Origin of the sequence: Streptomyces asiaticus (assembly GCF_018138715.1) — a bacterium.
GTDB lineage: Bacteria > Actinomycetota > Actinomycetes > Streptomycetales > Streptomycetaceae > Streptomyces > Streptomyces asiaticus.
In genome coordinates this window covers 4,470,599-4,493,417 of record NZ_JAGSHX010000006.1, presented here as the reverse complement: position 1 = coordinate 4,493,417, position 22,819 = coordinate 4,470,599, and the positions used below count along the sequence as shown (strand labels likewise).

At 67.8% G+C, this 22,819-nt stretch carries 19 protein-coding genes and 4 pseudogenes; 11 read left to right on the top strand and 12 right to left on the bottom strand.

All coding sequences use genetic code 11. The annotated features are described in order from the left end of the window. Positions 1–28 precede the first annotated feature (28 nt). The gene (locus KHP12_RS26345) at positions 29–469 is read left to right on the top strand and encodes a GntR family transcriptional regulator (RefSeq protein WP_086883791.1); all 441 of its coding nucleotides are present in this window, start codon (positions 29–31) and stop codon (positions 467–469) included. On the opposite strand, the gene KHP12_RS26340 is transcribed toward KHP12_RS26345, so the two are convergent. The 4 genes and pseudogenes from KHP12_RS26340 to KHP12_RS26325 form a co-directional block, all read right to left on the bottom strand. Next, on the bottom strand, positions 426–593 hold the full coding sequence (locus KHP12_RS26340) for a hypothetical protein (RefSeq protein WP_167442637.1): 168 nt from the start codon (positions 591–593) through the stop codon (positions 426–428). The two genes, KHP12_RS26345 and KHP12_RS26340, sit on opposite strands and share 44 nt — an antisense overlap. A gap of 1,089 nt (positions 594–1,682) precedes the next feature. Next, positions 1,683–2,027 carry a DUF6415 family natural product biosynthesis protein gene (locus KHP12_RS26335; protein WP_086883792.1) on the bottom strand — a complete coding sequence of 115 codons (345 nt, stop codon included), beginning with the start codon at positions 2,025–2,027 and terminating at the stop codon, positions 1,683–1,685. A 129-nt stretch (positions 2,028–2,156) separates the two neighbouring features. Continuing rightward, a pseudogene (locus tag KHP12_RS26330) lies at positions 2,157–2,922 on the bottom strand (transposase family protein). A gap of 317 nt (positions 2,923–3,239) precedes the next feature. After that, positions 3,240–3,575, bottom strand: coding sequence for an ArsR/SmtB family transcription factor (locus KHP12_RS26325; protein ID WP_030873914.1), 336 nt, complete (start codon positions 3,573–3,575; stop codon positions 3,240–3,242). A gap of 169 nt (positions 3,576–3,744) precedes the next feature. Here KHP12_RS26325 and KHP12_RS26320 point away from each other — a divergent pair, with 169 nt between their 5' ends. After that, positions 3,745–4,887, top strand: a complete 1,143-nt coding sequence (locus KHP12_RS26320) for an FAD-dependent monooxygenase (RefSeq protein ID WP_086883793.1) — start codon at positions 3,745–3,747, stop codon at positions 4,885–4,887. Positions 4,888–5,357: 470 nt separating this feature from the next. On the opposite strand, the gene KHP12_RS26315 is transcribed toward KHP12_RS26320, so the two are convergent. Then, the gene (locus KHP12_RS26315; RefSeq protein WP_208653132.1) at positions 5,358–6,560 is read right to left on the bottom strand and encodes a helix-turn-helix domain-containing protein; all 1,203 of its coding nucleotides are present in this window, start codon (positions 6,558–6,560) and stop codon (positions 5,358–5,360) included. Between the two features lie 115 nt (positions 6,561–6,675). On the opposite strand from KHP12_RS26315, the gene KHP12_RS26310 reads away from it, so the two are divergent. Beyond that, positions 6,676–7,152: an NUDIX domain-containing protein gene (locus KHP12_RS26310; protein WP_086883795.1), complete on the top strand. Its 477-nt coding sequence runs from the start codon at positions 6,676–6,678 to the stop codon at positions 7,150–7,152. 82 nt (positions 7,153–7,234) lie between these two features. Here KHP12_RS26310 and KHP12_RS53450 read toward each other — a convergent pair whose 3' ends face one another. The 4 genes and pseudogenes from KHP12_RS53450 to KHP12_RS26295 all read right to left on the bottom strand — a co-directional run. Next, complete coding sequence (locus KHP12_RS53450; protein ID WP_372455314.1) at positions 7,235–7,717, bottom strand: SLATT domain-containing protein; 483 nt, start codon at positions 7,715–7,717, stop codon at positions 7,235–7,237. 414 nt (positions 7,718–8,131) lie between these two features. Continuing rightward, the gene (locus KHP12_RS26300; RefSeq protein ID WP_086883803.1) at positions 8,132–8,530 is read right to left on the bottom strand and encodes a hypothetical protein; all 399 of its coding nucleotides are present in this window, start codon (positions 8,528–8,530) and stop codon (positions 8,132–8,134) included. Between the two features lie 258 nt (positions 8,531–8,788). Continuing rightward, positions 8,789–8,929 (bottom strand): annotated as a pseudogene (locus KHP12_RS53830) (DUF7848 domain-containing protein); the annotation flags it as partial. A gap of 144 nt (positions 8,930–9,073) precedes the next feature. After that, positions 9,074–9,463 (bottom strand): annotated as a pseudogene (locus KHP12_RS26295) (ATP-binding protein); the annotation flags it as partial. Here KHP12_RS26295 and KHP12_RS26290 point away from each other — a divergent pair. The 4 genes from KHP12_RS26290 (at position 9,372) to KHP12_RS26275 (ending at position 13,555) form a co-directional block, all read left to right on the top strand. Next, positions 9,372–10,112: an NsdA family TPR-like regulatory protein gene (locus KHP12_RS26290; protein ID WP_498073220.1), complete on the top strand. Its 741-nt coding sequence runs from the start codon at positions 9,372–9,374 to the stop codon at positions 10,110–10,112. The pseudogene KHP12_RS26295 and the gene KHP12_RS26290 overlap by 92 nt on opposite strands. Before the next feature lie 54 nt (positions 10,113–10,166). Continuing rightward, the gene (gene ribD / locus KHP12_RS26285; protein WP_211833840.1) at positions 10,167–11,054 is read left to right on the top strand and encodes a bifunctional diaminohydroxyphosphoribosylaminopyrimidine deaminase/5-amino-6-(5-phosphoribosylamino)uracil reductase RibD; all 888 of its coding nucleotides are present in this window, start codon (positions 10,167–10,169) and stop codon (positions 11,052–11,054) included. Positions 11,055–12,170: 1,116 nt separating this feature from the next. After that, the gene (locus KHP12_RS26280; protein WP_086883799.1) at positions 12,171–12,713 is read left to right on the top strand and encodes a SigE family RNA polymerase sigma factor; all 543 of its coding nucleotides are present in this window, start codon (positions 12,171–12,173) and stop codon (positions 12,711–12,713) included. 29 nt (positions 12,714–12,742) lie between these two features. Then, on the top strand, positions 12,743–13,555 hold the full coding sequence (locus tag KHP12_RS26275; protein WP_208653133.1) for a hypothetical protein: 813 nt from the start codon (positions 12,743–12,745) through the stop codon (positions 13,553–13,555). Here KHP12_RS26275 and KHP12_RS26270 read toward each other — a convergent pair. The 3 genes and pseudogenes from KHP12_RS26270 to KHP12_RS26260 form a co-directional block, all read right to left on the bottom strand. Then, positions 13,551–13,943: pseudogene (locus KHP12_RS26270) on the bottom strand (transposase); the annotation flags it as partial. The gene KHP12_RS26275 and the pseudogene KHP12_RS26270 overlap by 5 nt on opposite strands. Positions 13,944–14,379: 436 nt before the next feature. Then, positions 14,380–14,952, bottom strand: coding sequence for a hypothetical protein (locus KHP12_RS26265; protein WP_086883801.1), 573 nt, complete (start codon positions 14,950–14,952; stop codon positions 14,380–14,382). Positions 14,953–15,122: 170 nt separating this feature from the next. Further along, positions 15,123–16,574 carry an amidase gene (locus KHP12_RS26260; protein WP_210609516.1) on the bottom strand — a complete coding sequence of 484 codons (1,452 nt, stop codon included), beginning with the start codon at positions 16,572–16,574 and terminating at the stop codon, positions 15,123–15,125. A gap of 462 nt (positions 16,575–17,036) precedes the next feature. On the opposite strand from KHP12_RS26260, the gene KHP12_RS26255 reads away from it, so the two are divergent. The 4 genes from KHP12_RS26255 to KHP12_RS26240 all read left to right on the top strand — a co-directional run bounded on the left by KHP12_RS26255 (position 17,037) and on the right by KHP12_RS26240 (position 22,796). After that, positions 17,037–17,624, top strand: a complete 588-nt coding sequence (locus tag KHP12_RS26255; protein WP_211833839.1) for a hypothetical protein — start codon at positions 17,037–17,039, stop codon at positions 17,622–17,624. Between the two features lie 620 nt (positions 17,625–18,244). Further along, positions 18,245–20,593 (top strand): MMPL family transporter, encoded by a 2,349-nt coding sequence (locus KHP12_RS26250; protein WP_211833838.1) that lies wholly within the window; start codon positions 18,245–18,247, stop codon positions 20,591–20,593. Between the two features lie 206 nt (positions 20,594–20,799). Continuing rightward, positions 20,800–22,119 (top strand): sensor histidine kinase, encoded by a 1,320-nt coding sequence (locus tag KHP12_RS26245; protein WP_211833837.1) that lies wholly within the window; start codon positions 20,800–20,802, stop codon positions 22,117–22,119. Then, positions 22,116–22,796: a response regulator transcription factor gene (locus KHP12_RS26240; protein WP_037956727.1), complete on the top strand. Its 681-nt coding sequence runs from the start codon at positions 22,116–22,118 to the stop codon at positions 22,794–22,796. Before KHP12_RS26245 ends, KHP12_RS26240 begins: the two co-directional genes overlap by 4 nt. The last annotated feature ends 23 nt before the right edge of the window (positions 22,797–22,819 follow it).

Sequence of the window (22,819 nt, the reverse complement as noted above, 5' to 3'; positions counted from 1 at the left end):
GGTGGGCTAACACAGCTACCCTGGGACCATGACGCCGTCGACGCACGACGCCCGCCCGCCGTATCAGCAGGCAGCCGAGGCCATCCGGGCCGAGATCAAGGCGGGCAAGCTCAAGCCGGGGGAACAGCTCCCCTCGCACCGCGAGCTGCAAGAGCGGTTCGGCATCGCCAACATGACCGCTCGTAGCGCTCTTCGTGTGCTCCGCGAAGAGGGCTTGATCTACACCGTGCAGGGGCGCGGCAGCTACGTAGTCGATGCGATCGGTCCACGCGGCGAGCTGATCGAGATCAAGCAATACACGTCGCCCGAGTCGGCAATCCGAGCGGGCGAAGCCCCGGAGAGCACAGAACCCACCGGGACCCTCACCGAGGCACTTCTAGAGGTCCGGGACCAGCTCCGCACCTTGAATGCGGAGGTCCAGACCCTCAAGCGGGAAGTCGCCGAACTGAAGGCGCGGCAGCACCCGTAGTCTGCTCCTCCTTGATCTCCGCCACCTCCGCCACCTCCGCACGAATCTCCTCCAGCTCACCGCGCAGACGCTCAGCCATAGCCGCGATCTCGGCCAGCAGCGCCCGCTCCTGCTCGGTCAGCACCAGTGCCCCCTTGTTGTCTGCGCGTTGGTCGCGTGCACCCCGCATTGCGATCCTCCGGCGATCTTCTGGTGTGAGCTGTTCAGAGTTTCTTTACTGGATCAAGGCGGCCCGCTTGCGCGGGCCGCGCGCGCTGGCGGCCCGTGGCCGCCGCCCGCTCCTGTCTGCCGCCCCGCTCAGCGGCGCCCCCGTGCCACTCAGCGCGCCACCCCACACCAGCAGCCCACGGACCGCAGTCAGCACTCGGAACAGCACCCACGGAGCGCCTGACGATCGCTGCGAACCCGCCGACGCAGCGGCACGCCCAGGACCACGGGCCCGACCTGCCAGCCGTCGAGGGACGGCTACGCAGAGCGGTTTACATGACTGGCCATCTGCCGACTGCGGCCATCGTCGTTGTGCGCGTAGCAACGGCCAGCGGGGAGGGGAGGGGTGCCCGGCCGGGGGCATGTCGGTCGTCAGCCCCGGCTCGATGTGGCCGGCCGCCGTACTGTCGCCGTCACGGATGCGGGTGCGTGAGCAGACCGAACGGCTCGGTCGTGGCCGGTGGGGAGCAGCTGCTGCCGCGCGGTGGCTCAGGCCGTCGTGGTCGCTCCGCGTCGGTTTCCGTATCGCGGTGGCCGACCAGCGTGTCGTAAGCGCTGTGGCTCTGGTGGTCGCCACCACCGGACCCACCACCCCGCAACTGCCTCGCACTCGTCACCATCCCTTTCCTTGAACTCATATCTGGGAACGGGCGGGTGTCGAAGCGAGCACGACAACCACCCCGGTACCATCGGCACCGGGGTCCTGATCATGGACTCTCCGCCGGACCACCCCGGTAGCTTCCAGGCGCAGGGGTGGTCCGGTTTTGCGTATGCGGTTGTTCTGCTGGGTGGTCCGGCTCCCTCTCGCGGATCGATGGGTTGGGCGCGAGTGGGGAGCCGGACCGCTGACGGCGGACGGTGCAGGTCCGCCGCTCCTGGGCATGGTGGGTGACATCTGCGAGGCGAACGGGGCGATGTCCGCCCCGCAGTCACCACGCCCAGGAGGTGTGAGGGCGGGAGCTGCGGCTCCTTCCCCATGGGCAGCAGCCCCCGCCCGGTCTCTAAATCACCGGTCGTGCTCCTGAACAAGGCCGGAGTTGTTGAGCAGGAACTGACACGTGTAGCCCAGGCTCCGAACGTGCCAGTCAGCTGAACGCAGACCGGAACCGAGCCCTTGGGCCACCTCATGCGGGATGGTGTTCAACCTGCTGCGCTTCGAGTACCAGGCCACGGTGCCCCGGTTCAGACGGTCGATCCGCTTCTCCGCCAGAGGCATCAGCGTCTGAATATGCTCCAGCAGTGCCTTGTACAGCCCACACAGCTCTTCGTATGGCGGCAGCACCGTTCGCGTGACCAAGGCACGGGCGATCGTCTCGGCGATCTTGTCTACGTCTACCTGGTCAACATCCACGGGTGGGCGACCTCCCCATCTCAGGCGGGCTTGGATGAAGAGACCGTAGAAACAAAACGAGGGGTGGACCCGGAAGAAAATTCCGGGTCCACCCCGCAATGCGGCGACGTCAGTGAGCCTTTTCCAACCTCAGTTTGTGCATGTCAGGTGCAGGGTGAGGACGGCCTGGACGAGGCTGGTGATGCGGCTGGTAGAGCATCGCAGTTTGCGCATGAGCCGCCAGGTTTTGAGGGTGGCCATGGCCTGTTCGACGAGTGCACGGATCTTCGCGTGTGAGCAGTTGACGGCCCGCTGACCAGGGGAGAGAGTCTCCCAGCGCCCCCAGTAGGGAGCTCGCACGGTGCCGCCGGCGCCCCGGTAGCCCTTGTCGGCCCAGCAATCCACCCCGGCCCCCGCCAGGGCATCGATGATGCCGTGGGTTCGCGCGGCCTTGATGTCGTGGACAGATCCCGGCAGCGCGGGGCGAGGCCCACAGCAACCGTCCCGCCGGGTCGGCGATCACCTGCACGTTCATGCCGTGCTTCTTATGTTGCCCGGAGTAGAAGGGGCGGTCGGCGGCGATCCGGTCGATGGGCAGCAACGTGCCGTCCAGGATCACGAACGCCTTGCCGGAGGCTGTCCTCACCGCCTCGGCGAGGGTTGGAGCCAGAGCGGCCAGGATGTCGACGGCCTCGGCGATGTACCGGTAGGCGGTGGTGGTGCCCACACCGAATCCGGCGGCGAGCTGGGCGTAGGTATGGCCGCATCGTAGATGAGCCAGCACGAGCAGTGCCTGCCGTCCGGCGGCCAGCCGGCGCCATCGTGTCCCTTGCGCAAGACGACGTGCGGTCAACTCACGGGCTAGGAAGCGCAGAGCGGAGGTGGACAGATCGACCCCGGCTGGGTACACAAGCATGCGGAAAGCTCCTGGCAGGATGGCTTGGACCCGACACGCACCCGTCTACCAGGAGCTTCTCTACGCCCGGACCCCGCCCTCACCCCCAGTGGCCCTGCTCCGCATGCACATTGAGGAAGCCTCAGTGGGTGTGGGCGTGAGGGAGTGTGCGGAAGAGTTCGGCGCCGATCACGAGCGCGGGACGTTGGTCGAAGCGACACCGATCCCCTTCGTGCCCGCGTCGTGCTCGGCTACCTGCGAGCCGGGCGCGGGCTGGATTCGGCCGAGCTCGCGGCTCAGGGCCGACTCGGACTCCCCTCCGGTGTGCTCAGCTGTGCTCAGCGAGGAGCAGTACCGCCCGGGGACTCTGAGCCCAGGAGCGTGAGCAGCCCGGGGAATCTCTTCTCGATGTCCGCGCGTCGTAGTCGGATGCCCTTGCGGTTGCCGTAGTCGATCTCGTCAATGAGACCTGCCTCGCGCAGGACCCGGAAGTGGTGGGTCTGGGTCTGCTTCGAGATCGGAAGATCGAACGAGTTGCAGCCCCGCTCGCTGTCGCTGCGGTCGGCGGCCAACTCCGTCATCACCGAACGACGGTGCTCGTCGGCGAGGGCGCGAAACACCGCACCCAGATCGAGCGCATCGACCTCCGGGCCGACCAGGTTCCTCCCGGCCACGCCGCACCTCCTTCAGGTATGACTTGCATCGTACCTGAAGGGCGTGCTTCCCTGAGGTACGAAAATGATCGTACCTTGGTCCGGTGCGCCGCCCCGTGCCGCCGCTCCCTCAGGCCCGGCCCGGCACTCACCGGGGACCTGGTCATCGACACTCCGAGAGGTCATCGTCATGAAGAAACCCGAGGTGCTGATAGTCGGTGCCGGAATCGCAGGGCCCGCACTCGCCTACTGGCTCTCCCGGAATGGATACCGGCCAACGGTCGTCGAACACGCCCGGCAGCTGCGCTCCGGTGGTAGCGCGATCGTCGTGAAGGGGCCCGCGATCCCGGTCGCCGACCGCATGGGCATCCTCCCGCAGCTCCGCGAGCTCGCCACCCGCAATCGGTCGCTGACCCTGCTCGACCCCGGCGGCAGGCGAATCCTGCAACTCCCGCTCACCTCGGACAAGACTCCGACGGTCGAAGTGACCCGAGCCGACCTGTCCGAGGTGCTCCACCGGTCGGCGCAGACCGAGGCCGAGTTCTTGTTCGACGACACGGTCACCGCTCTCGACCAGGACGGAGGAGGGGTCGACGTCACCTTCCGGCGGTCCGCGCCACGGCGCTTCGACTTGGTAGTCGGTGCCGACGGGATGCACTCCACCGTACGGCGCCTGGTCTTCGGCCCCGAGCGGCAGTTCGCGAGCGACCTGGGCCTGTACGGCGCGACCGTCCCGCTGGAACCCGACGCCATCGAGGACCCGACCGAGATGACGATGCTGACCGTGCCGAACCGGATGCTGGTCCTCCACCCCTCACGGACCACTCCGCTCGCGATCTTCACCTTCCGGGCTGCACAGCTAGCGCCCCACGACCGCAAGAACATCGCCCTTCACAAGCAGACCGTGGCCGACGCCTACGCCGACGTGCGGTGGCGGGCACCGGAACTCGTGGCGGCGTTCCTCGACCACCCGGCTCCGTTCTTCGACCCCCTGACCACCGTCCGGGTGCCCTCGTGGTCCCGCGGACGGGTCGTACTGCTCGGGGACGCGGCGGCGGCGACAGCCCTGCTGGGCGACGGGTCCAGCATGGCGATGGCGGGCGCGTACGCCCTCGCAGAAGAGCTCGCCGCCCATCCCGGTGATCACGCCCGCGCCTTCGCCGCCTACGAGTCGCGGCTCCGCCGTGAGGTAGGCCCGCGGCAGCGACGCGTCGGTCTGCTCTCCAGGCTCATGGTGCCCCGCACCCGGCCGGGCCTCTCGGTGCGCAACGCGATGGGCCGCGCGGTCGGTCGCACGAACCGGATCGCCTCTCGCGAAGCCGCGAACCGGTAGACCGAGCCCGCACCGACCGGTCACCGGTCGGTGCGCAGATTTGCGGTAGCTCTCAGCCGGGTCGGCGCCGCCATGTCCGACGAGCCCGGCTCGGCGTGGTAGGTCATCGCCGATGCGGCAGGTCGGCTGCTGGCGGCCTCACCCACCGTTCCGGGCGCTCGCCACGACATGGGTGCTGCCGGTGACTACGCCCCCGCGACGCGGAGGTGAAGTGCTGGGCGGACAAGGCGTATCGAGGCGCCGGCGGCACCACCCGGGCGCCCTTCCGTGGCCTGCGTATCAAGCTGCGGCAACGTCGGCACAACAGCACCCACGCCAGGATCCGTTGCCTCGGCGAGCAAGTGGCCGACCTGAAGGGGCTGGCGCCTCCCGCGGAAACTCCGCTGTAGCACCAACCGGGTCACAGCCATCGTGAAGACCATCCCCGCCCTTCGTCATGCCTCAACCTGAGGTTGGAAAATGCTCAGTGATTAATCAAACGCGCCGAGCCCCAACGCGAGGTCGCGGACGTCGCGTCGAGGACTGCGCTTGTACAGCCGACGCGCCAGGTCGCGGGCAAGACCATGGGCCCGCATCTGCTCAGGGGCGTTCCTATACGCCCGCTTGAGGTGATCGATCGCTTCGTCTGTCCTTCCGGCCTCCCCATAGGCCCGAGCGACATCGAGACGCGCCCTCGCGCGCCGCTCCAAGGGGAGTCCGGTGGGCTTCACCTTGGGAGCTATATCCACGGCCAGCTGTACGTCCTCGAACTCAAGCGCCAGCGCCAAGCGGTGGATGTCAACGTTGGTCGGGCCGAAGGACGTCCACATCTCGTTTTTGTCGCCCCCGAGCCGGTCAGCTGCCTGCTGAGCCTGCGCGATCATGCCGTCGGCCAGAGGACGGTCACGCAGCCGCGCAGCCGCCACAGCACCGTTCAGCAGGAGCGTGCCGTACAGCGAGAGCGAAGCAGGTGAGGTCTCCCACCAGCCGTCCGGCAGATCGGCGGCGGCATCCTGCGTGACGTTCACCGCGTCCTCCGCCAGTCCGGCACCGAGTTGGACATGGGCGACACAGCGGCGCAGTGCGACCACGGTTCCCACGTCGCCGGAGGCGCTGGCCGCGATATCGCCCTGGTCCGCAGCGATCCAGGCGAGATTGGTCTCGCCCAGCTTGCGGAGGAACGCCGCTGTGACATGGCAGGTCAGGGCGAACAGCCTGAGAGCTTCGGACTTGTCCCTCCCCGCGGAATGCTCCTGCGTGGCCATCCGGGCATCCGCCAGCAGCGACGGGAGGCGCCCCGCCAACTGTGCGTACTGGCCATGTTGGTAGAGGCTCCAAGCGGCGTCGACTTCCACGGCGAGACGTTCCAAGCGCAGCGGTTCCCGGGCGTCGTACAGAGACCCGGCCAGCCGTCGGGAACGCATGAGAGCGGCCCGGATAGCGGGCACGCTGCCCGCGTGATCTTCGCGGTCGTCCAGCAGGGACGGAGCCCCTTGCAGGTCTTCCACGTGGACCCGGAGGGTGTTCGCCAGGTCCGCCAGCATCTTGATGTTGTTCACTGGGATCTTGCCCGCCTCGACGCGGTACACCCAGTCTTCGGAGCGGTTGAGGAGTTCGCCGAGTTGCCATTGATGGAGGCCGCGCCGTTCCCGGTAGAACTTCACGCGTGCGCCGAACGGACGGCGGTCAGTCATGCCACGCACCTTGATCACCTCATTCTGCTCAGCCGAGTGTCACACGCTGGGCCGCACCCTGGTAGTGGCCGTCCCACCTCCGGGTGGTCGGAACCACGACCAGTAGGGTCGCGGTATGTCCGAGAGCGAGCAGGTAGAGCGCATGGCACGGCCGCGCATGGCGGCAGGCGCCTTGTTCTGCGACGCCCAGGGCCGCGTCCTGCTGGTCCGTCCGTCGTACAAGCCGATGTGGGAGATCCCCGGCGGATACATCGAGACGGGGGAGTCCCCCTTGAGCGCGTGCCGTCGCGAGGTCGAGGAGGAACTAGGGATCCGGCCCCCGATCGGGCCGCTCCTGGTGGTCGACTGGGCCCCGAACGACGCCGAGGGCGACAAGGTCCTGTATCTCTTCGACGGCGGAGAGCTGAGCCCGGATACGGCAGCGTCGATCAAGCTCGCGTCTGACGAGTTGCTGGCCGCCGAGTTCCACGCCGTGGAAGACCTGGATCAGCTCTTGATCCCGCGCCTCGCTCGCCGTGTGAAACAGGCTATGGCTGCACGAGCCCAGGGGCGACCGGTCTATCTGGAGCACGGCGGACTTCCCGCACAGTAGTTCGCTGCTTGCAGGAAGAGGGCTCTCGGCACGGGCGTGTGCCTATGGCCCGGGGTGCTGGCGAACTTTATTGGCAGCAAGGTCACCTCGAAGGCAGTTGAGCTGACGGTTCGAGTACGGAGAAGTCCCGTTCGTCGAGGGAAGCTTCGTCCTTTCTGCGCTTCTTTCGAGCGTATTGCTCTGTGGGAGGCGAATCCTTTTCTAGTTGTGACTTCCGCGTGTTTAGATGCTCCAATTTGCCTCGTGCTTCTTCGGTGCTCCGTGCGCCCATTGTGGCTAGATCGTCGTAGTCAGTCCTTAGGGAAGAAAACCCGGCAAACGCGCGTCGGTGAGCCTCGGCTTTGGCGGTGGATGAGAATTTCGCGTCGACGGCTGTCAGTACAACAGCCAGCGCGCCGAGAATGCCAGCCACGATGGAGAGTGGGCTGCCAGGCTTCGCTGAAGCCAGAAGGGTTGTTCCTGCGGCTCCGCTGAAAACTGCGATGGAAATGCCGAAAGTTAAGGAAAGTGTCGACCATCTCGAATATGAAAGCTCATGCTCCCGTGATCGTCGGCGGCAGCCCATGCCAAGAATTCGCGCGCGGCGACAAATTGTATCTATCTCCGCTGCTTTTTGCCGTGACATGTCTCTATTTTGGACTTAGTCGGCTACGGAAGCACGTGGAGGTGAGCCATCCGGTCTTGGCGCTCGTTTCGAGTTGCGGAGGATGAGAGTCTATCCGCGTCCTAGCCTCGCGCGGATGTCTCAGGATGGGGGTGACGGCAATGTTGACGGCAACGACGACGCACCATGCCTGCCAATGACTCGCTACGAGCAACAGATCTGACGGCCTTCGAGACCCGTACCAGCACCCTGCCCGAACCTACGGATCAAGAGGTTGCAGGTTCGAATCCTGCCGAGCGCGCACCAGCCCAGAGGCCCCTTCCGATCATCGGAAGGGGCCTCTTGCGTATGCGGTGACATCAGCTTCCGGAGCGATCAGTCTGCTGGTGCGGTGGGACGGAACCGTGCCAGGAGGCCGCCGAGCAGAGCGAACGCGAGAAGGAACAGCTCCGTTTCCGTCCTGCTGATGCTGCCCCTGGTCAGCTGGAGCCCGAGAATGATCCACGCCGCTGATCCCATGCTCACCAGCAGCTGATTGTCTCGCTCCCGCAGCAAGCGCATCCCTGCCCACAGCAGCAGGGGCACCAGTGTCAACCAGGCGAGTGTGGCCAGCGCCCCTTCGATGAACCCTGCGCCGATCCCCGCGTCCGGATTGGCCTGTTGCGCTTCCGACTCCCACCGTTTGGCGGATTCCCAGACCCAGTACGTCGCATGGGCCGCGGCCGCCGAGACGACGATGCCCTTTGCCCAGCGGCCTAATCTGCTGCTCAACATGGCTTCACACTGCACAGCACGGTCCTCGCATGCCTGAGTACCCGTACTCAAAGCGGACCAGAAGGCGCCAGAAGGGGGCCCGGCGATCACCACTGCTGGCCACTGCCTGATCTCTGCCGCCTGCCTGCGAGCCTCGACCCTGCATCCCGCGCCTGCCAGGGTTTGAGAGGGGCCGGCTTCGGTCTGAAGTCGTTGAGGGCGGGAGCCGCCGGTCCCTCCACGACTGCGGCCCCCGGCCAACCTTTGAAGGGCTACGCGTCAGGCGTCGCCCTTCGGTCCCGTGCAGCCGTCGCGGAAGAGCCCACGTTTGCCATGGACGCGCTGAAGAAAGCTCGTGATGATCATCCGGAATCCCGTGTGGCCCGTCTGATGCGCGTGACTCAGACACCACACCCCTCCGGCTGCTTCGTCTCCTCAGCCGCCCCGGATGAGTCGTCACACGTCGTGCATGTGGCCTCCAAGATCGGCGGACTCCCGGTGACGTCTGCGCTCAGGTCCACAGGGTCCAATCGCCCTGCCGTATCACGGAGTCTCCGGCGGTCGTCACGACTGCCCCTCTCTACGCTCTCCATCGGACAGTGAGGCCCGTTCGCCGGCAGGAAGTGCGAAGACGGCCCAGACCGCCTTGCCCACGGTTGCCCGTGGGGTCACGCCCCACTGGTCTGTGAGCGTCTCCACCAGGACCAGCCCTCGGCCGTGTACCGATTCGGGGGTCGGCGTCCTGAGCTTTGGCAGCTGGTCGGCCGCGTCGTGAACCTCGATCCGCACCTTGTCGCCCTGGTGCAGATAGCGCGTCTCGATGTGGCGCCCCGGCACCCGTGCATGACGCACGGCGTTCGTTATCAATTCGGACAGCACCAACAGCGCGACCTCTTCGACCGCGATCAACCCCCAACCAGCCAGAGCCTTTCGCAAGTCGGCTCGGGCCAGGGCGACACAACGGGGGTGGCGGGCCCAACGCCTCTTCGGCCCGCGTCACGCCCTCGCGGGAGTCCATCAGCAGCTCGACATGTTGCAAGGTCTTCTGGAGGACAGTCGGGGCGAGCACCGGCAGGAGCTGCTGAAGCTCTCGGCCCAGTACGCCGAGTACGCCGCATGGCTCCACGAAGACTCCATGGACGTCTCCAGCGCGGAGACGTGGACGAGTCGGGCCATGGAATGGGCCATGGAGGCCGGAGACGAAGCCATGCTCTCGTGGACCTTGTTCCGTCGCAGCCAGCTTGCGGCGGGGAAGAAGAACGCAGGCCAGGCCATCGGACTCGCCCAGGCCGTGCAGCGCCACGAACGAGCGCTCTCCCGGCCGATGAAGGCTGCCGCCATTCAGCAGGAGGCGCAGGGACTTGCGCTCGACGGGGACGAGATCGCCTGTCATCGGAAGCTGGACGAGGCCCACGAGTTCGCCGCTATCGCTGAATCCTCCGGTGACGCCCGATCCGGCCACGGGGATTTCTGCACGTCCAGCTATATCGAAATCCAGCGCGCGAATTGCTGGCTCAACCTGTCCCGGCCGGACCGGGCGGTCTCCACCTTCCAGACCGCACTAGGCAGTGACGGCGGTCAACGCTCTCGCGGCGGCGAGTAATGTTCCCGCTGTGCGGGATCTACTCGACGCAGTCAAGGAGAACGCGGGGTTCTGATGGCCACGCCGAACGAACTGACGGCCATGCGGCGAGCAATCGCCATCTCTGCCCAGGGCCTCGGGACCACGAGCCCCAACCCACCCGTCGGGTGCGTGATCCTCGACCGCGACGGCGTACCGGTCGGTGAGGGATACCACCTCCGCAAGGGAGACCACCACGCCGAGGTGAACGCGCTCACCGCGGCGGGGGAGCGGGCCGAGGGCGGCACAGCGGTCGTGACCCTGGAGCCCTGCAACCACCAGGGCCGAACCCCGCCATGCCGACAAGCGCTCATCGATGCGAAGGTCTCCCGCGTCCTGATGGCCGTCATGGACCCCACCTCACGCGGAGAGGGTGGCGCGGCGGTGCTGGAGCAGGCCGGCATAGAGGTAGAGCGCGGCGTCCTGGAGCAAGAAGCGCTGCTCGTTCTCGGCCCGTGGCTGCACTCATTGCGTACGGGTAGGCCGCACATCACCTGGGCGTACACCGCTGGAGCCGTCGAGGAGGACGACCAGGCCGTGATCGAGCTTCGCCGCACGCACGATCTGGTAATTCGGCGTAATGGGACGATTGAGGAAGGCGTGCCAGGCGGTCACGGTGAAGATGCCTTCTACGTACCGCTTCCCCCGCTCGGCGACGAGCCCGAGAAGGCCCTGCATGCCTTGACTGAGGCGGGAGCACGTATGGTGCTGATCGAAGGCACCTCTAACCAAGCGGTGCCGTTGTTTGCTGACGTGCTGGACCGCGTGATTATCGACGTGTCCGTCACCCCGACGTCGCTCAGGCCAATCGCAACGAGCTGGCCGGATGCGGGTGCTCTCCCCAGTGGGTTCACGCTGGTCGGAGTATCACACCTCGGCCCGTCTGTGCGTCTTACCGGGACGCGGTCTGTCTGCGGCCAGTGATGGCAGGCCCGTGGAGAAAACGCTGTTGCACGCAGGGCAGCGGCCCCTGATCAAGAAGTGTTGGTCAAGGGCCGCCCGTTACATCGGCGTATTACCTCCCGATGCTCCCCACTACTCCTTGACGAACGTGATGGGAGAGCAGCACTCCTTCATCGTTCCGGAGCGTTGCGCGCACCAGGATCAAGATCACAACTGCTGTTATAGCCCGAGTGCCTTGGTCGAGGACAGCAGAGATCGTTTCTCCATTGATCACACAGGCCACGACCACACCCACGATGATCATCCAATTGCCGCTGTCAGTGCCCTGTGCGACAGTCCTGAGTGCGCGCCGTTCCCTGTAGAGAGGGAGGGCGCAGAGGGCCAGGTTGGACACGCTTGTCTCCTTGGCTCTTGGGGCGCCCGTCTCTCGCCAAAGATGCTCGGGCGCCCTCGTTTTCTTGGACGCCAGCAGGTTGACGTATGGCGGTGACACATACGGTGCAAGAGGGCCGAGTCTGTGGACAACCGCCTTCCTGTGGATAGTGGTGGAACCGATCTGGCCGGACGAATTGCCCTGCGGATACCCTTGCAAATCGACCCAAAAATGCGTCACGCAGAGTGAATGCCCATTTTCGAGTGTGGTCCAGAACACATCGTAGGGTGGGTTGGCGAGGACGACATTGCCGCACGGGCTTTGTGTCTTGTGCTCGATGCTCGGCAGCATTGGATGACATCAGTGCTGACATCAACGACAGCACATGACAGCTGTCAGCGGCCCACCACGAACAACGGGCCGCAAGGTCGCCGAGACCCGTACCAGCACCCTGCCCGAACCTACGGATCAAGAGGTTGCAGGTTCGAATCCTGCCGAGCGCGCAGCTCAGGGGCCCCAGTTCGGGGCCCCTGTTTTCGTTGCGTGACTAACTGCGTGACTACGGGTTCTGGGACGCGTCGAAGATCTTGTGCATGCCGGTTGCACCGGTCTGGATGACCGGGCGATCTGCTTCCGGTAGAGGTGCAGCTGTCCATCGTTCGTCAACAGGCAGCCCCGCCCCGACGAGAACGCGGAAAAAGATTCCGCGGTGAGGCAACGGTCTCGGCCTCTCATGGCCTCTTGTGAACATCTAGGAGGTGCTCATGGGGGTTCGAAAACAGGCCGGGGACATAGAGTTCCAGGCCTTCGTCGTCGGCCGCTGGCCGCGGCTGATGCGCACGGCATTCCTGCTCACGGGGGAGCAGCACGCCGCGGAGGATCTGGTCCAGTCGACGCTGGAACAGGCCTATGTGGCCTGGCACAGGGTCGCCTCGGCCGACGACCCGGAGGCGTATGTACGACGAGTGATGATCAACGCGCATGCCCGCAGGTACCGCAGGAAACTGCGGGAGTTCCTGGTGCCCAGGAGCGAGGACGCGGGCCTGACACACGAGGTGGCCGACACCGGTGACCGGATCGCCCAGGCCGACGACCGCCACACGCTGCTGAAGGCGCTGGCCGAACTGCCGACACGGCAGCGGGAAGCAGTGGTCCTGCGCTACTGGGAGGACCTCACCGAGATACAGACGGCCGAGGCGATGGGCTGTTCGGTCGGCGCGGTGAAGAGCAACGCAGCCAAGGGGATCGCGAAGCTGCGCGCCATATCGGGACTGGTGGAGACAGTGACGCAGGGAGGACGAAAGTGAAAAGCGCGGACTGGGAGACGAGCCACGACATGACACAGCACGACATCGCACTCCTGCTGGCCGACGCGGCCGACGAGGTGAAGATCGGCATAGCCCCCGCTCAGGCGCTGATTCGCGGCGGCCGCCGCCGCAAGGCCCGTCGCTGGGCGGTCGTGGCGACCACCACCCTGGTCGTGGCCGGCTCCACGGGGACTCTGGCGCTGACGGGGCTGTCCGGTGACGGGGACCGGGGGGTGTCGTCGGCGAGCCGGCCGGTCGCCAGCGCGGAGGCGTCCGAGCCGCACATGCGGACGACCCCCGAGCCGCACATGCGGACGACCCTGGCGAGCGGCACCGACGCGGGAGTGCCGTGGAGGGTGTACATCGACGTGTGGAAGGCTCCGGCGGACACGGCGGAGGCCAAGGCCACCCTGGCGGCGATGGCGGAGTTCGGCGAGCACCCGGAGGACGTCTCCACGGCCTCCGAACTGGTGGGCAAGGTCGCGCACTTCGTCCACCGGGTCACCGGTGAAGAGGCGAGGACCACCCAGATCGCGGACGACCTGGTACCTGAGGACGACGTCCTGTCCGGCGGCGAGTTCGGGACCGTCTCGATGCCGTTGCTCCCCGGGAACGGCACGGCCTCGCAGCGCCTGGTGATTGGCCAGGTCGCCAAGACAGCCCGGGAGGTCACCTGCACCTGGAAGGACGGCACGTCCACCAAGGTCGGCCGTGCGTCCGCGGCCACCGAGACGAACGTCGCCGTTCCGGTCATCCACAGCCCCAAGCACTCGCCCTACGACTGGTTCGTCTGCCTGGCGCCGAAGTCCACCGCGTACGAGGGGATCAAGGTGACGAAGTAGACGAAGCGGGAGACCGAGCGGTCTTGACGCTCTGGGCATCAATGACGCAGGCGGTGGGTTCGGCGGCGCGTCCCACCTGCTCACGGACCATCTGGTGCAGGTGGAGGCCGAGTTTCTCGATGGTGCCGTCGGCGGTCCAGGCGCTGAAGTAGCCGAACACGGTGGTGTGCGGCGGGAAGTCGTGGGGCAGGTAGCGCCAGGGGACGCCGGTCCGGTTGAGGAAGAGGATCGCGTTCATGACTTCTCGCAGGTCAGTGATCTTTCCGCCAAGGTTGAGCGAGGTCTTCTGTCGCTCGGCCCGCCAGGCCGTCAAGGTCGGTTCCATCAACGCCCAGCGGGCATCGGAGAGGTCGCTCGGGTACGGCTCACGCTGCTGCGAAGAGGTCATGGGACCACTCATGCGCGAGGTTCCCAACCGGGCATATCGCTCGATCGAGCGAGGCAAAAGCCAGCTTCATGGATGTATTCGAACCGGACAGAATCTATCGTCGGCAATCGGGGTAAACCGCAGGCCCCGGCGCGCTCCAGCTGAAGAGACATACCGCCTGATGACGGCAACGTTGACGGCAACGACGGCACATGACGCCCGTCATCGGCCCGCCATGAGCACCAGGCCGGACCACGGCCGAGGTCTACATCAGCACCCTGCCCGAACCTACGGATCAAGAGGTTGCAGGTTCGAATCCTGCCGAGCGCGCATCAGCTCAGAGGCCCCTTCCGGTGATCGAAAGGGGCCTCTTGCGTGTGCGATTGGATGCCCCGGTTCAACGGGCTTGGCTCCGGTCGCCACGAAGGCGACCGGCAGGCCGTGCGGGGGTGGCGCCCTACATGCCGGTCGGCGTTCCCCGGGTGGCGGTCCGTCCGGCCGTGCCGCCGCCGCCAGTGCTCACTCCACCGTGCGGGGTCCGCGCGCTGTGGCCGTCAGCCTTGAACTTCCCGTCCCGCAGCTCGAAGCTTTGGGGTGGTGAGCAGCCGATCGCCGGGGTGATCAGCAGGCTTGTGGTGACGGGTGCGGGGTTGGTGCTCGCCGTCGAGAACTCGCAGATCGCGCCCTTTCCGGTGACCGGGAACCAGAAGAAGCTGTCCACCGCACCGACCCGTACCTCATCCGACAGCACGAGCCGGCCGTGCTGCCGGACGAATGCCTTCAGGCGGACGGTGGCCCTCAGCGGGTCGACGGCGGACCGGATCGCGGTCAGGGTGAACGTGACGTTCTGGTCCGCGTCCAGGACCGAGGACGCGATCTGCCTGGTCTCGGCCGCCCGCCCGTCACTTGGCCGCCCGCCGTGGGCTACGGCTTCGGTGGTTTCGGCAGGGGTGGCCAGCATGGCGACGGTCGCCGCGGCGGTTACCAGCACCGAGCTGCCGCGCACGAGCGCGTTCGCTTGTATCGGCATGTTTCCTCCCTGGTGCTCATGCGTGTTATTCGCGCATGAATGCCACTTTTTCCTTTCCGCCTGGCAACAGGAAAAGCACCTGAATCACCCGTTCGCGCGCGGCGTCACCCGGTCGGACCGGACAACCGCTCCACCGGTCGCCGACCGCCCATGGTGGGGCGTGGTCGGCCCTACTGCGGTGCCTGGAAGCCGCCGATCTTCTGCTCGAGCAGTTCGGCCAGCCGTAGCGGGGTGCGGTCCTCGAGCGCCGGGCCGATGAGCTGGACTCCCACCGGTAGGCCCTCGGGGGAGCGGGTCGCCGGTATGGCGGTGGCGGGTAGGCCGGGCATGGTGGCCACACCGGCCCAGACGAGTTGGTCGAGGTACGGGCAGTCGGTGCCGTCGATGTCGATTCGGCGTTCCATCAGATCGGGGTTGTGGTCGTGGGGGAACGCGGGGGTGGGGGTGATGGGGCACACCACGGCGTCGAACTCGGCGAAGAGTTGCCGCCAGCCGTGGCGGTGGAGTTCGCGGCGGCTGTCGGCCTCGATCCAGTCGCGGTGGCTGAACGCCATGCCGCGCAGCCGTGCCGCGTCGAGGCTCTGGTCGTCCGCGTCCAGTCCGGCGGCTTGGGCCCGCAGCCGCTCGTAGGCTTCGAGGGGGAAACTTCCGCTGAAGCCCGAGAACAGCAAATGCGTGTAGAGGACCGCGGCTTCGGTCAGGTCGGGCAGCAGCGGGCTGTGCCGTTCGACGCGGGCGCCGCCGTCGACGAGCGCGTCGGCCACGCGGTGCACGCCCGCCCGCACGGCGGACCCGGTCGGGATGAGCGGATGGTCGTCGAGGACCAGGACCCGGAAGTCGCGGAGTCGCTCGTGGCGGGCGGGCGGCAGGGTCACCTCGTGTGCCACACCGAGCGTCAGCGGGTCCGGTCCGGCCATGACGTCGAGCAGGAGCGTCAGGTCGCGGGCGGTGCGCGCCATCGGGCCGACGACGGCGAGGTCGAGTGCGGCCGGCAAGGCCGGTGCGGTCGGCGGGACCATACCGCGGTTCGCCACCAGCCCGAGTGTCGGCTTGTGTGCGTAGACACCGCAGAAGTGCGCGGGGGTGCGCAATGAACCGGCGATGTCGGAGCCGATGGACAGCGCGCCGAACCCGGACGCCAGGGCCGCCGCCGATCCGCCGGAGGAGCCGCCCGACGTACGACCGTGGTCCCACGGGTTATTGGTGGTGCCGTAGATCTCGTTGAAGCTCTGTATATCTTGCAGCCCCATCGGCACGTTGGTCTTACCGAGTACCACCGCGCCCGCGGCCCTGAGCCGCGACACCTGCACCGCGTCCTCGGCCGGTAGGTAGTTCCGGTGTGGTGGCATGCCCCAGGTCGTGGGCAGCCCGGCGACGTTGTAGGACTCCTTGACCGTCACCGGAATGCCGAGCAGCGGCCGGTCCTCACCGCGGGCGCGCGCCTGGTCGGCATCGCGCGCGGCGGCCCGCGCACGGTCGAAGTCCGGCACACAGATCGCGTTGATCGCCTTGTCGTCCCGCTCAATACGGGCGATCGCCTCGTCGGTCAGTTCCGCCGAAGTCACTTCACCGGCACGCAAAGCAGCCGCGAGTTCTTCGGCCGTCAGAAAATTCCACTCCATGAATCCGACCGTATCGGCCTGCGGAGCGGGCCATAAAATGCTGTTTCGCACAATGGGGTGGAGGGCTCAATGCTCATTGATTTCCGTTCCGGCCACAGATAATTCGCCCGACCGTCTGGCCGTCCTCGCCCGACCGTCTGGCCGTCCTCGGTCGGTCGTCTGGCCGTCCTCGGTCGGCCGGCGGCTCTCGTGTACCGCTACTCGCTTCGGGTCTGCCTGTCGATCAACGGGAAGGCGCTGCCGCCCGTGCTGCTGCGCCACTTGGGCGGTCAGCGACTCGCTGCGCCGGGACCCGGTTCGGCGGGAGACCTGGCCTGGGGGCCACCGCATGCGCCGCCGCTGCAACGTATTAGTTGTCCGTTAGCGGAACGCCAACGCGATCTTAGGAGAACGCCAACGCGATCTCCGAAGCTGATTGTCGTCCGGGAGCGAGACGGCAGAACACAGCAACGCGAGGTCACGATGAACAACAACACCACCACCACCAACCGCTTCCGCGGCCGTGCCGGCCGCCGTATCGCCGCCGCCCTTGTCGCTGCCGCGGCGCTCAGCCTGGGGGCCACGGCCTGCGGGCCGGAAGACTCCGGGGCCGACTCCTCCGGCTCCTCGGCGTCGGCGTCCGCGTCGGCCCAGCCCACCAGCGGCTCCTCCTCGGACAACTCCGGTTCGCAGGGCCAGAACGGCGGCAAGCAGGGCCAGAACGGCGGCAAGGGTGGCGGCAACGGGGGCGGCGCCGCCAACGCGGGGAACCACCGTATGTACGTCGGCACGCTGAAGTACCTCGCGCCCGGCAAGATGACCATCAAGCCCGAGAGCGGTGATATGGAGCAGGCCTTCCTGGTCTCCAACGCCACGCGGATCCTCGGCGCGGCCGCGATCTGCTCCGACGACGGCGGCACCGTGTCCATCGGCGACGACGGCTACGGCACCTCCAAGTGCACCGTGGAGCAGCTGGAGAAGGCCGCGAAGACCAACAGCGTGACCGTCCGGGTCACCATGAACCCCAAGTCCGGCGCTGCCGAGACGGTCGAGGAGAAGTACCACCCGTAAGCCACGGAATGCCGCGGCCACGGAATGTCGCGGCCACGGAACTCCGCACTCCGCGCGCCCGGTGGGCCCTTCGCCCACCGGGGGCGCGGGCGCGCGTGCCTGCGCGATCGCGCACGCCTGAAATACTTCATCGGTACTTGGCGGCGCGGCTGCGTCGCGTCAATTCCTGCGGCGACGCCTTTGTCCGTAGGGGCCGCGGCGATCGTGTGCCCGCCACTCCTCGTCATGGATGTCGCGGTCTTCGCTGCCCGCCCTGCTTCCAGGAGTGGGGATGGTCTCCCCCCTCTCGATCTTGGCCAGCTTCGACTTCACACGGTCGGGTTGCTCATCGCTGAAACCCCCGCGGCCGCGCTCGGGCAGCGGTGCCTGCCATCTCACGGAAATAGTCCCGCAGTATAAAGATCATTCCCCTGGAAGGGCCGCGGGAGACGGAATTCAGCGAGGGCTCGGGCGGATGTGTCGTACCAGCGGCGGATCCGATCGGCCGGTGTGTACTGCGTTCTCAGTAGTGCGAAATGTCGGCAGGCGCACGACGACAGGGCGGCCCGCATCCGGAGAGTCTGGGCGGACGGTCGGCACCAGATGCGGACAGTCGGCACCAGATGTGGAGACCTCCTGTCGTGGCTACATTCCTTTACCAAGTGGGCCGTCTGGCCTTCCGGCGACGCTGGTACGTCGCCCTGGTCTGGGCGGCCGTCCTGGCCGCCGTCGGGCTGGGTGCGCTCAAGGCCTCGGGGGCTTCCGACGAGGAGTTCTCGATGCCGGGCATCGAGTCCCAGAAGGCGTTCGACCTGATGGAACAGCGCTTCCCCGGGGCCTCCGCCGACGGCGCGACCGCCCGGGTCGTCTTCGTCGCGCCGAGCGGTGAGAAGGTCACCGCCACCGAGAACAGGGAGGCCGTCGAGAAGGCCGTGGCCGATCTGGGCGACGGGGCACAGGTCGCAAGCGCCGTCGACCCGTTCCGGGCGAAGGCCGTCAGTGAGGACGGCACGACGGCGTACGCGACGGTCACCTACAAGGTCGCCGCCAACGACCTCACCGACGTCAGCAAGAACCAGTTGGACCGGGCCATCCACACGGCCCAGGACTCCGGGCTGACCGTCGAGGCCGGTGGAAGCGCGATGGACGACGGTGCCGGGCCCGGCGGCGCGGCCGAGGTGATCGGTGTCGCGATAGCCGCCGTCGTGCTGCTGATCACCTTCGGCTCGCTGGCCGCCGCCGGACTGCCGCTGCTGACCGCCGTCATCGGCGTCGGCGTGAGCATGGCCACCATCCTGACCCTGTCCCAGGCGCTGGGCCTGTCCACGACGACTGGCACCCTGGCGATGATGCTGGGGCTCGCGGTCGGTATTGACTACGCCCTGTTCGTCGTCTCCCGCTACCGCGAGGAGCGCGCCAGGGGCCGGGTGCCGCGGGAGGCGGCCGGTCTGGCGGTCGGCACGGCCGGTTCCGCGGTGGTGTTCGCCGGGCTCACCGTCGTGATCGCGCTGGCCGGACTCGCGGTGGTCGGCATCCCGATGCTCACCAAGATGGGCCTGGCCGCGGCGGGCGCGGTCGTCGTCGGCGTACTGGTCGCGCTGACGCTGGTCCCGGCGTTCCTCGGCTTCTGGCCGAACGCCGTGCTCCGGCGGCGGGCCCGCAGGAGCGGACGGATCGAGGACGAGGGGACCCGGGACAACGGGGGCAGCCGCTGGGCGCGGTTCGTGCTGCGGCGTCCGCTGCCCGTGCTGTTGCTCGGCGTGGTGGGCCTCGGGGCCCTCGCGGTGCCGGTGACGGACCTCCAACTCGGCATGCCCGGGGACGAGGCCAAGTCGACCTCCACCACCGAGCGCCGGGCCTACGACGCGCTCGCCGAGGGCTTCGGGCCGGGCTTCAACGGGCCGCTGACCGTCGTCGTGGACGCGAAGGATGCGAAGGGCGCGAAGGGCGCGAAGGGCGCGAAGGGTGCGGAGGGCGCGACGGGCGCGAAGGGGGACACCGGCCCGAAGGGCGCCGCCGACAGGGTCGCGAAGGAGATCGGCGGCACCGAGGGCGTCGTCTCCGTCTCCCCGGCCCGCTTCAACGAGGCCGGTGACACGGCCGTCTTCCAGGTCGTGCCGTCCACGGCGCCGACCGACGAAAGGACCAAGGACCTGGTCACGACCATTCGGGGCGAGCGGCCCGGGGTCGAGTCCGAGACCGGGGCGACCTTCGAGGTCACCGGTACCACCGCGCTGAACATCGACGTCTCCGACAAGGTGCAGTCCGCGCTGATCCCCTACCTGGTCGTCGTGGTGGGCCTCGCGATCGTGCTCCTGCTGGTGGTCTTCCGGTCCCTGTTCGTCCCGCTGAAGGCGGCCCTCGGCTTCCTGCTGTCGGTGCTGGCCTCCCTCGGCGTGGTCGTCCTCGTCTTCCAGCAGGGCCACGGCGCCGGACTCCTGGGCGTGGAGCAGACCGGCCCGATCATGAGCCTGATGCCGATCTTCCTGGTGGGCATCATCTTCGGCCTGGCCATGGACTACGAGGTGTTCCTCGTCTCGCGGATGCGGGAGGCGTACGTCCACGGCGAGCGACCCGGCCAGGCGATCACGTCCGGCTTCCGGCACAGCGCGCGCGTGGTGGTGGCCGCCGCGCTGATCATGATCGCGGTGTTCGCCGGGTTCGTCGGCGAGAGCGACTCCATGGTCAAGATGATCGGGTTCGGGCTCGCCTCCGCCGTCCTGTTCGACGCCTTCGTCGTACGGATGGCGATCGTGCCCGCCGTGCTCGCCCTGCTCGGCGACCGGGCCTGGTGGCTGCCGAAGTGGCTGGACCGGCTGTTGCCCAAGGTCGACGTGGAGGGCGAGGCGCTCGACCGCCGGCCGCAATCAGGACCGGGTTCGGGACCGGATGCGGGATCGGGGCCGGGGTCGGAGTCGGATGCGGGATCGGGACCGGGATCGGATCCGGAACCGGCCGGGGCGACCGGCCGGGAAGTGGCCCGCACCTGATCGACCGCCCGACCCGCCCCCACCGGGGCCGCCCGTGGTGAACGACACGGGCGGCCCCGGCGGCGGTCCGCGCGGGGAACGGGCGTGGTGGCTCCGGAGCACCGAATCGGTCCCGGCGGCCCACAGAGCCCCGAACCCGTCACAGTGGCTCACAGAGCACCGAATCGGTCACGATGGCCCACAGCACCGAGCGGAGAGCCCAGCCGATGAGCACCAGCCTTGAGCGTTACACGGACCGTTTCGAGCAGTACTCCGACCGCTACCCCCACGTCATCGACGTGGTGCTGGTCCTGTCACTGATGGGCTGTGCGGCCCTCGGCAGCAACCTCACCCTGCCCGGCGTCGAGCCACCCGACCAGGACAGGGCCGCCACCGCCCTCATGGGTGTGTCCTGCCTCGCCCTGCTGAAGTACCGCAGCCATCCGCGCACCGCGGTCGTCGTGACCGCGGTCTGCACCGTGATCGCGATCTCGCTGGGGTATCTGCTGACCCCCCTGCTGCTGGGACCCGTGATGGCGGCGCTCTACTGGCTGGCCACGCTCACCGACCGCAAGACCACACGCGTCTTCGGCGTCGCCGCCATGGCAGCGCTGATGGTCGCGTCAGCGGTCTCCGACTCCATGGACAGTATGTCCCTGGTGCTCCGGACGATCGGCCCCTTCTTCTGGCTGCTGCTGCCGCTCGCCGCCGGCAACATGACCCGGCTGCGGCGCGCCTACCTGGCATCGGTGCAGGCCCGCGCCGAACACGCCGAGCGCACCCGGGAGGAGGAGGCACGGCTGCGCGTCACCGAGGAGCGCATGCGGATCGCCCGCGAGCTGCACGACGTCGTGGCCCACCACATGGCCCTGGCCAATGCGCAGGCCGGTACGGCCGCCCACCTCGTGCTCACCAGTCCGCAGCAGACGAAGAAGATCCTCACCGATCTGACCGGAACCACGTCCTCCGCGCTGCGCGAGCTGAAGGCCACGCTGGGGCTGCTGCGCCACAACGACGACCCGGCCTCGGCGTCGCTGGAGCCGTCCCCCGGCCTGGCCCGACTGCCCGAACTGGTCTCGGCGTGCGCGTCCGCGGGGCTCGCCGTCACGGTCAGCACGACAGGGGAGGTCCGGCCGCTCTCCCCCGGGGTGGACCTGACCGCGTTCCGGATCGTGCAGGAGTCGCTCACCAATGTCTCCAAGCACGCCGCCGTGGACTCCGCGCAGGTACGTCTGGCCTACTCCGGATCTCGCCTGCTGATCACGGTCAGCAACGACGGCCCGGATACCAACGGCACCACCGGCACTAGCGGCACCAACGGCACCACCGATGCCGCCAAGGCCGTGCCGGGCCGGGGCTTCGGCGTCATGGGCATGCGTGAACGCGCCCGCACCATCGGCGGCGAACTCTGCGCGGGACCGCGCCCGGAGGGCGGCTTCGAGGTCACCACCGCGCTGCCGCTTCAGTCCTCGGCACCCACGGACCCCTCGGCATCCGAAGCGGCCGTAGGCGCCACAGACGCTCCAGCGCGAGGAGAAGAGTCATGACCATCAGGGTGCTGCTCGCCGACGACCAGACCTTGCTGCGGGCCACCTTCCGGATCCTGATCGACTCCTGCGAGGACATGACGGTGGTCGGCGAGGCGTCGGACGGCGCGGAGGCGCTGGAGCTGACCCGCGCCCACCACCCCGACATCGTCCTCATGGACATCCGGATGCCGGGCACGGACGGTCTCGCCGCCACCTCCGCGATCTGCGCCGCCCCGGAGCTGGCCGCCACCCGCGTCCTCATCCTGACGACGTTCGAGACCGAGGACTACGTCGCCCAGGCGCTGCGCGCCGGTGCCAGCGGCTTCCTGGGCAAGGACGTCACCGCCGACACCCTGCTGGCCGGTCTGCGCACGGTGGCTTCCGGCGAGGCGCTGCTGTCACCCGCCGCGACCCGCACCCTCATCACGAACTTCCTCATGTCCCCCGCCCCCGACGCCCACCTCGCGCCCCCACAACGCCTGTCGGAGCTCACTGGCCGCGAGCGCGAGGTGATGGGCCTGGCCGCCGAGGGCAAGTCCAACACCGAGATCGCCGAGGTCCTCACGCTCAGCCCGCTGACCGTGCGCACCCATATCCACCGCGCGATGACGAAGCTGGGCGCCCGCGACCGCGCCCAACTGGTGGTCATCGCCTACCAGACGGGCCTGGTACGGGCGACTCCGCCCGCACTGTGACCGCGACCGTGGCCGCCGACCGG